Source organism: Gemmatimonadota bacterium (assembly GCA_009692115.1).
Taxonomy (GTDB): domain Bacteria; phylum Gemmatimonadota; class Gemmatimonadetes; order Gemmatimonadales; family GWC2-71-9; genus SHZU01.
Genome location: SHZU01000004.1, coordinates 224501 through 238107, shown reverse-complemented (window position 1 = coordinate 238107; position 13607 = coordinate 224501). Strand labels below are relative to the sequence as shown.

At 64.0% G+C, this 13607-nt stretch carries 16 protein-coding genes; 9 read left to right on the top strand and 7 right to left on the bottom strand.

All coding sequences use genetic code 11. The features are described from left to right. The first annotated feature begins 32 nt into the window (after nucleotides 1-32). Together EXR94_06915 and EXR94_06910 are read left to right on the top strand one after the other, a co-directional pair. Nucleotides 33-344, top strand: coding sequence for a methyltransferase (locus EXR94_06915; protein ID MSR02455.1), 312 nt, complete (start codon nucleotides 33-35; stop codon nucleotides 342-344). Continuing rightward, nucleotides 341-1036, top strand: coding sequence for a haloacid dehalogenase type II (locus EXR94_06910; GenBank protein ID MSR02454.1), 696 nt, complete (start codon nucleotides 341-343; stop codon nucleotides 1034-1036). The genes EXR94_06915 and EXR94_06910 overlap by 4 nt, the downstream gene beginning before the upstream one ends. Here the strand turns inward: EXR94_06910 and EXR94_06905 are convergent. Next, nucleotides 1033-1278, bottom strand: coding sequence for a GlsB/YeaQ/YmgE family stress response membrane protein (locus tag EXR94_06905; protein ID MSR02453.1), 246 nt, complete (start codon nucleotides 1276-1278; stop codon nucleotides 1033-1035). The two genes, EXR94_06910 and EXR94_06905, sit on opposite strands and share 4 nt — an antisense overlap. Before the next feature lie 91 nt (nucleotides 1279-1369). On the opposite strand from EXR94_06905, the gene EXR94_06900 reads away from it, so the two are divergent. Continuing rightward, nucleotides 1370-3787: a glycoside hydrolase family 95 protein gene (locus EXR94_06900; GenBank protein MSR02452.1), complete on the top strand. Its 2418-nt coding sequence runs from the start codon at nucleotides 1370-1372 to the stop codon at nucleotides 3785-3787. A gap of 8 nt (nucleotides 3788-3795) precedes the next feature. On the opposite strand, the gene EXR94_06895 is transcribed toward EXR94_06900, so the two are convergent. Next, entirely contained in the window at nucleotides 3796-5433 is a 1638-nt protein-coding gene (locus EXR94_06895) for a class A beta-lactamase-related serine hydrolase (protein ID MSR02451.1), read from the bottom strand. A 331-nt stretch (nucleotides 5434-5764) separates the two neighbouring features. Between EXR94_06895 and EXR94_06890 the strand changes: the two genes are divergently transcribed. From EXR94_06890 to EXR94_06880, 3 genes are all read left to right on the top strand, one after another. Next, nucleotides 5765-5980 (top strand): cold-shock protein, encoded by a 216-nt coding sequence (locus EXR94_06890; GenBank protein MSR02450.1) that lies wholly within the window; start codon nucleotides 5765-5767, stop codon nucleotides 5978-5980. Between the two features lie 186 nt (nucleotides 5981-6166). Next, nucleotides 6167-7225 carry a radical SAM protein gene (locus EXR94_06885; GenBank protein ID MSR02449.1) on the top strand — a complete coding sequence of 353 codons (1059 nt, stop codon included), beginning with the start codon at nucleotides 6167-6169 and terminating at the stop codon, nucleotides 7223-7225. A gap of 66 nt (nucleotides 7226-7291) precedes the next feature. Further along, nucleotides 7292-7759 (top strand): damage-inducible protein DinB, encoded by a 468-nt coding sequence (locus EXR94_06880; protein MSR02448.1) that lies wholly within the window; start codon nucleotides 7292-7294, stop codon nucleotides 7757-7759. Nucleotides 7760-7767: 8 nt separating this feature from the next. Here EXR94_06880 and EXR94_06875 read toward each other — a convergent pair whose 3' ends face one another. Continuing rightward, nucleotides 7768-8736 (bottom strand): NAD(P)H-quinone oxidoreductase, encoded by a 969-nt coding sequence (locus EXR94_06875; GenBank protein MSR02447.1) that lies wholly within the window; start codon nucleotides 8734-8736, stop codon nucleotides 7768-7770. On the opposite strand from EXR94_06875, the gene EXR94_06870 reads away from it, so the two are divergent. The 3 genes from EXR94_06870 to EXR94_06860 are packed head-to-tail and all read left to right on the top strand — an operon-like array spanning nucleotide 8650 to nucleotide 10761. After that, nucleotides 8650-9522, top strand: coding sequence for a hypothetical protein (locus tag EXR94_06870; protein ID MSR02446.1), 873 nt, complete (start codon nucleotides 8650-8652; stop codon nucleotides 9520-9522). The two genes, EXR94_06875 and EXR94_06870, sit on opposite strands and share 87 nt — an antisense overlap. Continuing rightward, nucleotides 9272-9853, top strand: coding sequence for a hypothetical protein (locus EXR94_06865; GenBank protein ID MSR02445.1), 582 nt, complete (start codon nucleotides 9272-9274; stop codon nucleotides 9851-9853). The genes EXR94_06870 and EXR94_06865 overlap by 251 nt, the downstream gene beginning before the upstream one ends. Continuing rightward, nucleotides 9853-10761 carry a DUF72 domain-containing protein gene (locus EXR94_06860; GenBank protein ID MSR02444.1) on the top strand — a complete coding sequence of 303 codons (909 nt, stop codon included), beginning with the start codon at nucleotides 9853-9855 and terminating at the stop codon, nucleotides 10759-10761. Before EXR94_06865 ends, EXR94_06860 begins: the two co-directional genes overlap by 1 nt. Here EXR94_06860 and EXR94_06855 read toward each other — a convergent pair. The 4 genes from EXR94_06855 to EXR94_06840 all read right to left on the bottom strand — a co-directional run bounded on the left by EXR94_06855 (nucleotide 10758) and on the right by EXR94_06840 (nucleotide 13461). Further along, nucleotides 10758-11114 (bottom strand): hypothetical protein, encoded by a 357-nt coding sequence (locus EXR94_06855; protein MSR02443.1) that lies wholly within the window; start codon nucleotides 11112-11114, stop codon nucleotides 10758-10760. The genes EXR94_06860 and EXR94_06855 overlap by 4 nt on opposite strands. Nucleotides 11115-11169: 55 nt before the next feature. Further along, the gene (locus tag EXR94_06850) at nucleotides 11170-12378 is read right to left on the bottom strand and encodes a 4-hydroxy-3-methylbut-2-enyl diphosphate reductase (GenBank protein ID MSR02442.1); all 1209 of its coding nucleotides are present in this window, start codon (nucleotides 12376-12378) and stop codon (nucleotides 11170-11172) included. A gap of 4 nt (nucleotides 12379-12382) precedes the next feature. Continuing rightward, nucleotides 12383-12901, bottom strand: coding sequence for a hypothetical protein (locus tag EXR94_06845; protein ID MSR02441.1), 519 nt, complete (start codon nucleotides 12899-12901; stop codon nucleotides 12383-12385). A gap of 113 nt (nucleotides 12902-13014) precedes the next feature. Next, the gene (locus EXR94_06840; protein MSR02440.1) at nucleotides 13015-13461 is read right to left on the bottom strand and encodes a hypothetical protein; all 447 of its coding nucleotides are present in this window, start codon (nucleotides 13459-13461) and stop codon (nucleotides 13015-13017) included. Between the last annotated feature and the right edge of the window lie 146 nt (nucleotides 13462-13607).

Sequence of the window (13607 nt, the reverse complement as noted above, 5' to 3'; positions counted from 1 at the left end):
CATCGTCGGTCCCGTCAACGTATCTTCATGACGTGAGCGCTTCGACCTACCAGCGGATCTATGCCTGGGTCCGGAAGATTCCCCGGGGCTCGGTGGCCACCTACGGCCAGGTGGCACGGCTCGCCCGGTTGCCGGGTCGGGCTCGCCAGGTGGGGTACGCGATGTTCGCGCTGCCACCGGGATCCACCGTCTCCTGGCACCGGGTCATCAACGCCCGGGGCGAGGTGAGCCTGAGGAGCACCCCGGGCGCCGAGCTCACCCAACGCCTGCTCCTCGAATGGGAAGGCGTTCGGTTCAACGCCCGAGGCCGGATCGACCTGACCCGTTACCAGTGGAAGCAATGAAATTCGATCGCTTCAGTGTCATCACGTTCGACTGCTACGGAACCCTGATCGACTGGGAATCCGGGATCCTCGCCGCGCTCCGAGGCGTCCTCGAGCCGCGCGGGATCGAACGGCCGGACGACGAGCTCCTCGCCCTGTTCGGCGAGATCGAGTCCCCAATCCAGTTCGGGACCTTCCGGAGGTATCGAGAGGTGCTCGACCTGACGATGGGGGACCTCTGCCGGCGGCTGGGCTTCACGCCGAATCTGTCCGAAATCACCGCGATCTCGAGAAGCCTCCCTGAATGGCAGCCGTTTCCGGACACCGTGGCCGCCCTCCAAAGGCTCTCGACCCGATACCAGCTCGGGGTCATTTCCAACGTGGACGATGACCTGTTTGCCGGATCAGCCCGTCACCTCGGCGTGACCTTCGATTGGGTCGTGACGGCACAACAGGTCAAAAGCTACAAGCCGTCGCTCAGCAACTTCCGCCAAGCCCTGCACCAAATCGGCAAGCCGTGGGACCAGGTGCTCCATTGCGCCCAGAGCCTCTTTCACGACATCGGGCCGGCTCATGCCCTCGGCCTGGCCACGGTCTGGGTCAACCGCCGGGCCAGAAAACCCGGCCCGGGTGCCACCCCGCCGTCGACCGCCAAACCCGATCTGATCGTCGACGATATGGCCACCCTGGCGCGGGTGGCCTGTGCCTCTTAGACGGCCTTCCTCGCGCGGGTCCAGTTGTAGATCATCAACAGCAGCACCGCCCCGATCACCGAGCCGATGAACCCCACCCGGCCGCCCATTCCAAGGAAGCCGGCTAGCAACGATCCAAACCACGATCCCGCGATCCCGAGCAGCGTCGTCATTATGAACCCGCCACCTTCCCGGCCCGGCACGATGAACTTGGCCACCAAGCCAACGCAGAAACCGATCAAACACGTCCAGATCAAGCCCATGGAACCCTCCGAGGATTAGGAACGCGAAGCTCGGGACCTACGGCAATCCCGCCGGTTTGTGTCCATTGCATCCCAACGGATACATTCCGGCATGAGCTACCCATTCATCGCGCTGCTGCTGCTTGCCCCGCCCGGCCGCATTGGGCCGGATCTCCGCCTCTGGTACCGGCAACCCGCCGAAACCTGGAACCAGGCCCTTCCAGTCGGGAATGGCCGCCTCGGCGCGATGGTCTTCGGTCGCACCGGCGACGAGATCATCCAGCTCAACGAAGAAACCCTCTGGTCCGGCGGCCCCTACGACCCGGTGGTGGTCGGAGCCCATCGCGCGCTGCCGGAAATCCAGCGCCTGCTGTTCGCCGGCGACATCGCGGCGGCGCACGATCTGTTCGGTCGCGCCATGATGGGCCGCCCCTTCGAGCAGATGAAGTACCAGCCGCTCGGCAACCTCCGCCTGACCTTCCCAGGCCACGACCGAGTCACCGAGTACCGTCGCGAACTCGACCTCGATGCCGCCGTCGTTCGGGTCTCCTACACCGTCGACGGCACCCGCTACGTCCGCGAGATCTTCTCGAGCGCGCCCGACCAAGTCCTCGTGGTCCGAATCTCGGCCGATCGGCCCGGGGCCGTCTCGTTGACGGCGGCCCTCGAAGGGGCCCGGAACCAAGCCCACTCGAACTATGGAACCGACTACTTCCAAATCGACGGAATCGCGCCGAATACCCTCCGCCTAACCGGCAAGAGTTCCGACTACCTCGGCATCGAGGGCCGGCTTCGGTATCAAGCCAACCTGGTTGCCCGCCCGGAAGGGGGCCGGCTCGAAGTCGGCCGCCGGACCCTCACCGTCGATCGCGCCGATGCCGTGACGCTGGTCTTCGCCGCCGCCACCAATTTCATCAACTATCACGACGTAACCGGCGATCCGGCGGCGCGGGTGGCAGCGGTGCTCGAACCCGCCGCTAGACGAAGCTATCCGGACCTCCAACGCGACCACGAGGCCGAGCATCAACGCTGGTTTCGTCGGGTGGGTCTCCAACTCGGCTCCGGGCTTCCCGAGGCCGACAGCTTGCCCACCGACCTTCGGATCAAGCGGTTCGCCACCGCGCCGGACCCCGGCTTGGCGGCCCTGTACTACCAGTTTGGCCGCTACCTCTTGATCGCGAGTTCCCGGCCCGGCACCGAACCGGCCAATCTGCAGGGGATCTGGAACGACAACTCCAACCCGTGGTGGGACTCGAAGTACACCGTCAACATCAATCTGCCCATGAATTACTGGCCCGCCGAAACCGGCAACCTGGCGGAGTTGGTCGGCCCCCTCGAGAAACTGGTGCGTGAGGTGGCCGAGGCGGGCACCCGAACGGCCAAAGAACACTGGGGCGCCCGGGGCTGGGTCCTCCACCAAAACACCGACCTCTGGCGATCGACCACTCCAATGGACGGCCCCTCCTGGGGGGCCTGGCCCGTGGGTGGAGCCTGGCTGATGACCAATCTGTACGAGCGTTACCGGTTCTCCGCCGACCCCGCTGATCTCGAGCGAATCTACCCGTTGCTCCGCGACCAAACCCGATTCCTCCTCGATATTCTGGTCCCGGAACCGAAGCACGGATGGCTGGTCACCGCCCCCTCGAACTCGCCCGAGAATTTCCCGAAATCGCCGGGTAACGGACCCTTCTTTGACGAAGTGAGCGGCGGCGAACTCACCGCCCGTACCATGGCGGCCGGGCCCACGATGGACCTGCAGATCATCCGGGAGGTGTTCGCCATGTTCGATGAAGCGGCGACCGGCCTCGCCGTCGATTCCGCCCTCGTGGCCGAAGTCCGTGCCGCCCGGCCCCGGTTGGCACCGAACCAGATCGGCAAACACGGTCAACTTCAGGAATGGCTCGAGGATTGGGATGAGTTCGAGCCGGACCATCGGCACGTCTCACCGCTCTGGGGCCTCTATCCCGGCCGTGAAATCACGCCCGAGTCCTCGCCGGCGTTCGCCCAGGCCGCAAGGGTGACGTTGGAACGCCGCGGCACTGGCGGGTGCGGGTGGTCCTACGGCTGGAAACAGGGCCTTCAAGCTCGGCTCTACGACGGCTCGGCCGCCCTCGATCAGTTCCGGGCCCTGCTCACCAAGTCGTCGCTGCCGAACCTCTTCTCAATGTGCGGAAAGGCCCTTCAGGTCGACGCCAACTTCGGAGCCTCGGCGGCCATTGTCGAGATGCTGCTCCAATCGCACCAGAACGCCATCCACGTGCTCCCGGCGCTGCCCATCGAATGGTCCACTGGATCAGCCTCCGGCCTGAGAGCCCGGGGTGGCTTCACGGTCGATCTGACCTGGGCCGACGGCCGGCTCGCCAAGGCCACACTCGTGGCGGCCCGCCGGGGCCGCGCGGTCCTCCGGGCGGTGGGCGCAACCGGCGTAACCGCCGGCCGTCGACGCGTGAGGCTCGAACGGGTCGGAGCAGACACGATCGCATTCACCGCCGAAGCCGGGGTGCCCTATCAGGTCGGATTCGTCCGCTGACGGTCTCCTTAGCGACCCTTCACGAACGCAACACTTCGAACCCGGCCCCCGGTAAGCCGAAACCCAGACACCACTCCCTTGGTCCGGACGAACCTCACGGTCCCGGCTTCTCCGCCTACGAAGGCGTCGGCAAAGGCTGGCCGCAACGGCTGCGCCGGATGCTTAAACGGATGGAGCACCAGCACCGAATCCTTGAGCTCGACCCGGTACGACACCCGGAGCTCGTCGCTCCAGTAGGAACCCGCGAACTGAGCCAACTGAGCTGCGGCCGGGCGAACTGCCGGCACTCGAACCATCGAATCGCCAGCTGCCGCGATCTTGATTGCGAGGGGCACCGCCCCCGTTGGTCCAACAAACTCAACCGGCGTTCCAAACACGGTGAAATGACTGGGATCCACCGGCTCGAGCGCCAAACCATAATTGTCGAGCACCAGCTTGCCGTCTTTCACACTCAACACAAACACTTGATCGCTCGCGGCCGCTTTGTAGACCCCGGCCAGTTGTTCGAGCCGGGCGGCGGGGACCGCCACCGTTGCCCGCTTGGTTGGAGCGGGACGGGGCTCGAGTTTCCCCTCCAACACGATGTCGGCCACGGCCCTGGAGTAGGTGTTCGGGGTGGCCTCTCCGAAATTGCAGGCCACGGCAATCTCGAGGTGATGGGCCGGAAACTGGATCACATCGGCCCGATAGCCGGCGTCGGCCCCGCCATGACCGAACCCCTCGGCGCCACGGTACTTCTCGATCGAAATCCCGAAACCGTAGTTGGCCGGCTTGCCGTTGGTCAGGATCGCCGAGGTGAGGGCATCCTTGATCAAGCCTGGCGAGCCCACCACCTTGGACTCGAAATTGTGCTGCCATTTGAGAAGATCGCCCACGGTGGTGAACAGGCTGGTCGCGCCGTGAGTGTCAAAATTGGGCACGCTGAGCTTCCAGCCCGAGGGCCCCATGACAAAGGCACTGGTCCGACCCGGCACGATCATCGAGTGATCATCATGAACATGGGTGCTGGTCATGCCGAGCGGCTGAAAAATCCGCAACTCGGAAAACTCCCGTAGCGACTTTCCCGAAACCCGCTGAACGATCATGGCCAGCAGACTGTAGCCTGAGTTGCTATAGACGTACTCGTCGCCCGGGCTGAAGTTGAGCGCCTTTTGGCGGATCACGATGTCGAGGACGTCCTCCTGGGTGAAGAGGTCATCCGGGTACCGCCAGCCGGCCATGCCAAGCAGCTCCCAGTGATCCCGAATCCCGCTGGTATGGTAGATCAGGTGACGGATCGTGATCGGCTTCTGATACTCCGGCAATTCCGGAATGTATTTCCGGACCGGGTCGTCCAGCGAGATCGCCCGATCTTCCGCGAGCAGCCCAATCGCAAAAGCGGCGAACTGCTTCGACACCGAAGCAACATGGAAGATCGATCGCGGGGTGATCGGCGTCCCTTGCTGAAGGTCGGACATGCCGTATCCACGGCTATAGAGAGGCACTCCGCCCTGCCCGACACCGACGGCGCAGCCCGGACGATTGGTGCCGTCAAACTGGGCAAAGACACTGTCGATTCGCATGATTTGCCCAGGGGTCAGCGCCTGGGCGCCGACCGTGGTGGTCAGTCCAAACGAGACGACTGCGGCAAGCAGGAACGATCTCATGGTGGTTTCATCCCGGTTGAGAATATCTGACTAGAAGGCCCTAACCTATTGAGTATAAGGGGCCTCACCAAACTCGACTGTTGCCGTTTTTGGCTTTTGCTGCTATGTTGTTGTCAGCGGTCGAAGCGCCTAAGTGCGGACAAGTTCCGAGTGGACGTAGGGGGCCCCAGCTTTGCTATGGCCCCCTTATTCATGATGACCGCTGGTAACGCAGGGGAAAGGCCCCTCGTTGTGGGAACGTCCCGTCTCGTGAGGGTTTTTCACGGGGGTTCAGTAATGGTTCGGCTCTCTGGTGCGCCAGGAACGGACCAAGTCAACAAGGATTACCGCAATGCGAACGACTGGTACGGTCAAGTGGTTCAACGACGCCAAGGGCTTCGGGTTCATCACGCCGGAAGACGGAACGAAGGATTGCTTCGTTCATCATTCGGCCATCTCCGGCGAGGGCTTCAAGTCCTTGACCGAGGGTGAGCGGGTTGAGTTCGACGTCGTCCAGGGCGCTAAGGGCCCGGCGGCTGAAGGCGTCAAGCGGATCGCCAGCGCGTAAGCAAGCGTCCGGGGAACCCCGACCCTCCAAGGTCGGGGTTCTTTTTTTTGCCCAAAATCCCCACTCCTCTTGACAACCCCGAACAAATACCGATATTGAGTTCGTGACGATACCGAACAAACCCCGTAACTATGGAACAACCCAGCGGCCCGCCGAGCCGATGCCTGCAATTCGGGTCTGTCCGGAATGCGCCAGTCCGATAATCTCGACCAGTGCCTGCCTTTCCTGCGTCCAATGCGGATGGTCACGATGCGGCTGAGCCAGAGCGCCGAAGCCCAACTCGGCCTGCCGCTCGCCCTGCCGCCTCGGGCGCCTCCGACCCTCGATCAACGGCTCCGCGGAACCGAGTTCATCGGGCTCACGGTCCGTCGAATTGCCAATCCGCCCGAAGCCACCGGCAGGACGTTCTGGTCCATGAACCCATACATCGGCTGCGAATTCGGCTGCGCCTATTGCTACGCCCGCGACACTCACCGATGGACCTCGGAACGGAACGACCGCGCCCACCAGAGCGTCGATCCCCGAACCGCGTTCGAACGGCAAATCTTCATCAAACAGAACGCCGCTGACGTACTCCGACAAACGCTCGACCCATCCAAAGTCGGCAACCGGACCATCCTGATCGGCACCGCCACTGATCCGTACCAACCGGCCGAACGACAGTTCGGCGTCACCCGGTCGCTACTGGAAGCCTTGCTCGGCTACCGCGGGCTCCGGATCAGCATCACCACGAAATCCCCCCTCGTCGCTCGCGACGCCAACCTGCTCAAGTCCCTCTCGGCTCGACATCGGGTCTCCATCAACATGTCGATCATTTCACTCGATCCCGACCTGATCCGGCGGCTCGAGCCCAAGACGCCCCTGCCCCATGCCCGCCTTCGGGGCATCCGGGCCCTGGCCGACGCCGGCCTCGAGGTCGGACTGATGATCGCGCCGATCATCCCTGGTCTCACCGATGGATGGGGCGCGTTGGGCGGACTCATGGCCGCCGGGAAGGACGCCGGGGCGCGGTACGCGGACGGGTTTGCGCTCAGACTCGGCCCCGTAGCGCGGTCCGGTTTCCTTCCCATTCTCGAACGGGAGTTCCCCGAGTTGACCGCTCGATACCGACGGCGGTACCAGGATCGTCACAACGCCGGGGCGGACTACACCGCCGCGCTGACACGGCGGTTGCGAACTCTCCAACAAATCCACAGCTTTCCCCTCAACCGTTTCGGGGCACCGACCCCTTCTAACCGGGCCTGACAACTCTCACGGAGCCGATATGTCGAATAATATTCCCAGTCGATCCTACCTGAGTTCGACAATGAGATGGCCAACACCAGGAAAGTCCTCGAGCGCCTGACCGACGCCACCGCCACCTGGAAGCCCCACCCGAAGTCGTTTTCAGCCGGCGACCTCGGACTCCATGTCGCGAGCCTGATCGGATGGACATCGTCGACCCTGAGCATGACCGAACTCGACATGAACCCGCCCGGCGGACCCGCCTGGAAGCCACCCGTCTACGAAAGCGCCAAACGCACGCTCGAGGTCTTCGAGGCGGAAGTCGTCAAGGCGCGGGCCGCGCTCGCGGCGGCGTCCGACGCCGACTTCGCGGTCAACTGGACCCTCAAGAACGGCGGGAACGCCATCTTCGCGATGTCGCGGGTTGCCGTCATCCGCATCTTCGTCATGAACCACATCATTCACCACCGGGCCCAGCTGACGGTCTCCTTGCGTATGAAGGACATCCCGGTCCCCTCGATCTACGGCCCGTCCGACGACGAAGGGAACATGTAGCAGTCGGACTACCAGGTCAGCACGATCTTTCCAAAGACCCGATTGGACTCCATGGCCGCGTGCGCGGCGGCCATGGCTGTCATCGGAAATGAAGCCCCGACCACCGGCGCCATTCGACCCGCCTGAAGCTCCGGCATGACCCGGCGGATGAATTCTTGGACCAGTGGAGCCCGTTCCTCGTGGGGACGGGCCCGCATGACCGTCCCGATGACCTCAAGGCGGCCTCGGAGAATCCGGCCCACATCCACCTGCTCGGCCACCCCGCCCTGCAGAGTGCCGAGCAGCACCAAACGCCCCTTGGTTGCCAACACCGCGAGATTGTCGGAGAGCGCGGGGCCCCCGAAGTAGTCGAGGATGACGTTGACCGGCTCGCCGACGCCAGCCCGAAACCCGGCGGCGCTGGTGTCGATCCCGGCGTCCATCCCGAGTGCCCGGGCTCGGTCAAGCTTGCCGGCGGTCCGAGAGGTCCCAACCACCGTGCATCCGATCCACTTGGCCAACTGAACGGCGGCCGTGCTGACACCGCTTCCAACCGCGTGCACGAGGACCCGATCACCGGCTCCCGCGCGGCCCCGCACCACCAACGCATCGTACGCCGTCAGAAACGCCTCCGGCACCGCAGCCGCTTGTTCGTCGGTCAAGACCGCGGGCACGGGAACAAGCTCTCGCTCGTGGGGCGCCACGAACTCGGCGTGAGCGCCCCCACCGACCAAGCCCATGACTCGGTCGCCGGCCTTGACCAAGGTGACACCCGGCCCCACCGATTCAACGACCCCGGCATACTCGAGACCCGGAATGTTCGTCGGCCAACCAGGAGGTGCGGGATACCCGCCCTTCCGCTGAATGAGGTCGGCCCGATTGAGTCCAACAGCCCGAACCCGGACCAGGACATGACCCGCGGCCACCGCCGGAGTCGGAGCTTCCGTCAGCGAAATTACTTCAGGCCCGCCGGCCCCGGTGTACAGAATGGCTCGCATAGGGTCAAATTAAACGCCATGCACCCATTGCTGCCGTTACTCCTCTGCTGCCTCGTCGCCGCCTGCCGGGGCGACAGCGGCCCCCCGCCACCACCAACCGCCAGCGGGCTCGGACTCGCCGATGTCGGGACCTTCAGCTTCCCAGTGCTGGTCACCAGCCCGCCGGGCGACAATGCCAGGATCTTCGTCGTGGAGAAGACCGGGGCCATCAAGATCGTGAAGCAAGGGATCACGCTGGCGACTCCGTTCCTCGACGTCCGCACCAAGATCTCGACCGGCGGCGAACAAGGGCTCCTCGGCTTGGCCTTTCATCCCGGCTACGCCACTAACGGCCTGTTCGTCGTCAACTACACCGACCCCGCCAGCGAGCAGATCGTGCTCTCGGTCGATCAGCCCTTCGCCAATCACAACGGCGGGATGGTGGCCTTCGGACCGGACGGCCAGCTCTACATCGGAATGGGCGACGGCGGCTCCGGGGGTGACGCCCAGGAAAACGGGCAGAAACGGGCAGAAACAGTCCACCCTGTTAGGCAAGATGGTCCGGCTCTCGGTGTCGGCAGCGGGCCAAGTCACCGTGCCCAGCGACAACCCGTTCGTCGGCCAGCCCGGCACTCGGCCGGAGATCTGGAGCCTCGGCCTTCGCAACCCGTGGCGATTCAGCTTCGACCGATCGACCGGCGATCTCTACATCGGCGATGTCGGCCAGAACGCCATCGAAGAGATCGACGCGCTGAGCCTGTCCGCCAGCCGGGGCGCCAACTTCGGGTGGAATATCATGGAGGGTAAGTCGTGCTTCGGCTCCGCTTCGTGCAATCAGCAAGGCCTCGTGCTCCCGATGCTTGACTACACCCACGCCAACGGGGCCGGCTCGGTGACCGGCGGGTACGTCTATCGCGGAACGGCAATCTCTGGACTGGCCGGCACCTACTCCTACGCCGACGACTGCCGCGGGTGGGTCCGGAGTTTCCGGCTGGTCAATGGATCCGCCACCGACGAACGGGAGTGGGGCGACCTCGCGCCGAACGGCCCAATCACCAGCTTCGGCCAAGCCGCGTCTGGCGAACTGTATCTGATGACGGCAGCCGGCCGGGTGGCCAGGATCGTCGCCAAGCCGTGATGCCGGAGCTCCGACCAACCGCGGAGGAGTTGGAGCGGCTCCGGGCAGCGATCCCGCCGGACGTGCACTTCGGCACCTCCACCTGGACCTATCCCGGGTGGACCGGCTTGGTCTATTCAAAACCCTATCCCGCCAGCGGGGCCACAGCGAAAATGCTGGCTGAGTATGCCCGGTTTCCGCTGTTCTCGACGGTGGGAATCGACTCGAGTTTCTACGGCCCGCCCAAGGCAAGCAGCCTCACGAATTGGGGAAAGGCCCTGCCCGCAGGCTTCCGCTGCGTCAGCAAGGTGTGGGACCGTCTGACCGTCTTCGCCTCGAAGGGCCAGCGCAACCCGGACTTCCTCAACGCGGACCTGTTCCGCTCCGACATCTGGGAGCCATACCAAGCCCATTTTGCCGATCACACCGGGCCGTTCGTCTTCGAGTTTCCAACCATCAGCCGAAGCGACCGGGTTACGCCGGATCAGTTCGCCGGGCTGCTGGATCAGTTTCTGGGCCGGCTCCCAACCGAAGGCCAGTACGGGATCGAGATTCGAAACGAAGATTTCCTCTCCCCGGCCTACTTTGCGGTACTTCGCGAACACGGGGTGGCCCACGTCTTCAATTCCTGGACCCGGATGCCTTCGATCGGCGAGCAATTGGATCATCCCGATTCGATCACCGCCCGTTTTATCGTGGCCCGAGCCCTCCTCAAACCAGGCCGGACCTACGCCGATGCGGTGGACCAATTCCAGCCCTACGACCGGATCCAGGAACCCAATGCTCCGTTGCGGGGTGACTTGGTGCGGCTGGTCCAGACGGCAGCCGGGCTTCGGCTGCCGGCCTATGTATTGGTGAACAATCGAGCAGAGGGGAGCGCCCCGCTCACGATCGCCGCGGTGGCCCGGATGCTGGCCCCGCCCAGTTAGGCGGGGGTCCGGGTTCGCCGTCGCCGCATGGTTGAGCGATCGCGGCGGGCTCGCCGGCCGGCCTGGCGTACCGCCTGGTGGGATTGAAGAATCAGGTCGTGCAGTTCGGCCGGGTCGGTCAGGGCGACTGGCACCGCAACCCAGGTCAGTCCGTTCGGAATCGGCGGATCGACCAACGGCAGGCCCACCAGGGTTTCGACCACCTGGGCTCCGGTAGGAACCGGCAATCGGAGCCAAACGGTGGTCTCCGCCACCAGGGCAAACATCCGGCCGGCGGTGAAGAAACCTTCCCGGGAATTGACCCGCCGGGCGACAATCGAGGGCAGGGATTCGAGCGTTTCGCGGATCGACATAGAGGCCGGGAGTGTAGCGCCCCAAAGCTAACTCCGCTACGCCCTCACCGCAGAACTACCGAAGCAGGTCGGCGGGGTCGATTCCGAGCCCGATGGCAATCCGAACCACCGTCTCACCGATCTTGTTGTTCGGCGTCGAAGCGCCGGCGGTCAGACCGATGGTCCGGGTCCCGCCGAGCCAGGCGGGGGTCACCATTTCCTGCTTCGCGCCGACCGGACGGTGCCGAATCGTCCCGGCGGCCGGATCGATGCAATCGGCGTCTTCGATGTGAAAGGTCGGGACTCCCCGACGGGCACAAAGGGCGGCCAAGTGGTTCGTATTGCTGGAGTTGTAGCCGCCGACCACGACCATCATGTCGGGCGGGTCATCGAGTAACTCCGCCACCGCATCCTGCCGTTCTTGGGTTGCCGAGCAAATCGTATCGAAGGTGCGGACATGATCGGCTTCATGCGCGAGGCCGAACTTCCGAGTCAACGCTTGGCGGAACTCCTCGGCAATCGCCAGCGACTCTTTCGAAAGCATCGTGGTCTGATTGGCGATCCCGACCCGGGTCAGATCGCGGTCGAAATCGAACCCCTCAGATGCCGTCTTGGCGAACCGCTCGGCCAACCCGGTCACATCGCCGCCGTGTTCCAGATAGGCGATGACTTGCCTGGCCTCGGCCATGTCGAAGAGCACCAAATAACGGCCATTGGGGAACTTGGTGACCTGGCTTGCGGTAGCCTTGGTTTCTTCATGCCAGTACTTGCCGTGGATGACCGACGTAAAGCCATCGCGGGCATAGGATTCGACCCGCTTCCAAACATTCAGCACCGAACCGCAGGTGGTGTCCACCAGCACGCAACCGATGGCCCGAAGGGTGGTGAAGTCCTGAATCGTGACGCCGAAGGCGGGAAGAATCACGACATGGTCGGCGGTGATCCCCGAGAAGTCGAAGTGACCGTCTTCGCCCCGGTGAATGAACTCGAGGCCCATGGCTTCGAGTTTCTTGTTGACATGCGGGTTGTGGATGATCTCACCAACCATCACCAGTTGGCGATCCGGAAACTTGGTTCGGGTTTCATAGGCGTACTCGACCGCTCGGTCGACGCCGTAACAGAACCCGAACTCCTTGGCCAGGCGGAAGGTGAGCGGGCCAACCGAGAGCCGGTACCCGTTGGCCTTGAAGGCGTCGATGACGCCGCTGTGGTAGTCGGCGGTGAGGAGCCCTTCGATGGCCCCCTTGAGTCCGAAGCCTTTGCGAAAATAGGTCTGCTCGGGCATGCCGCTATGGCCTCGGCTTGAAGACCCGGCCGCACTGCCCGACCGCCGGGTTGATCATCAAGTCGAGAAACTTGCCCGTGACTCTCAGGGTGTCGGGACCGTCGACGAGCTTGAACCGGGCGTCGAGGGTTCCGGAGACAAAGCCCCCGTCGGCCCGGGTCACCTGGACATTGCCCCCGGTGGCCTCGAACCCGATGTTCGCCGAATCGTTGACCAACCGGAGCGCGCCGAACGCGAGCGGCCGCCAGCTCGATGACACCGCACCGGACACCACCGGAAAGTGGCCCAATCGGAGTGAATCTTGGGCGAACAGGGTTAGTCCAAAGGCAGTGTCGCCGCGGATCGCGAGGATTTCAAGCATGGAATCGGCGGGGCACCACGACACTTCCGGGCGGGCGGCGAACCCGCCGGACCGCGATGCGGTCCACTCGACCGACACGACCCCAGGACCGTCGAGCGCCGGGGCGGCCGGAATTGGGCAACCAAACGGCAGGACGAGCAGTCCGAAGGCAAGGGTACGCATCGCGAGGAAGGTCTCAGCGAATGGCTCCGAACACAAGATCGAAGGACTTTGGACGGACGGGTTTGGGAGGCGCGGGTGGGGGTGGCGGAGTGGGGTGGCCGGCGACTCGGGATCTAGGACGCTTGGGCCCACTTGCTTCGGCCATCGCGATGGAGGCCATAGGCCCGGAGGCGGCGCCACAAGGTGGTGCGGCTGATCCCTAAGCTTTGGGCGGTTTCAGCCAATTTCCAGGCGTTGGCGTCGAGCGAACGAACGATGGCTTCCTTTTCCCGTTCCGCAAGCGTCTTCGGGCCAGCGTTGCCTGGCAAGAACATCGCCTCACCCAGATCGATGGTCCCGACCTTGAGCGGCTTAAGCCGGCCCCCAAACTCGGCCAACTGGGGCATCAACTCCCGGGACGTCTGCGAGAGGTCGAGGCCTAATTCGCGGGCGTTTTGGTTGGCATACAAAACTTTGCCCTGGGCATCAAAAACGACAACGCCCTCAGAGAAGGCATCCAAGAGCGATTTTGCGAGCGGCGAGAAGACCGACGGCATCGAGGGCGGGGTTGGATTTGACATAGGATGAGTTACGGGGGGACGTTCCAATAGGTTTCAGGGGCTCGGCACTCGGCTGGGTTGAGGAGTCACTTGACCGGTTAGTCAGTCTCTGCGAATTATGGGTTTGATGATTCTCGGATTTGGGCAACCCAGGCACCCGAGACTTG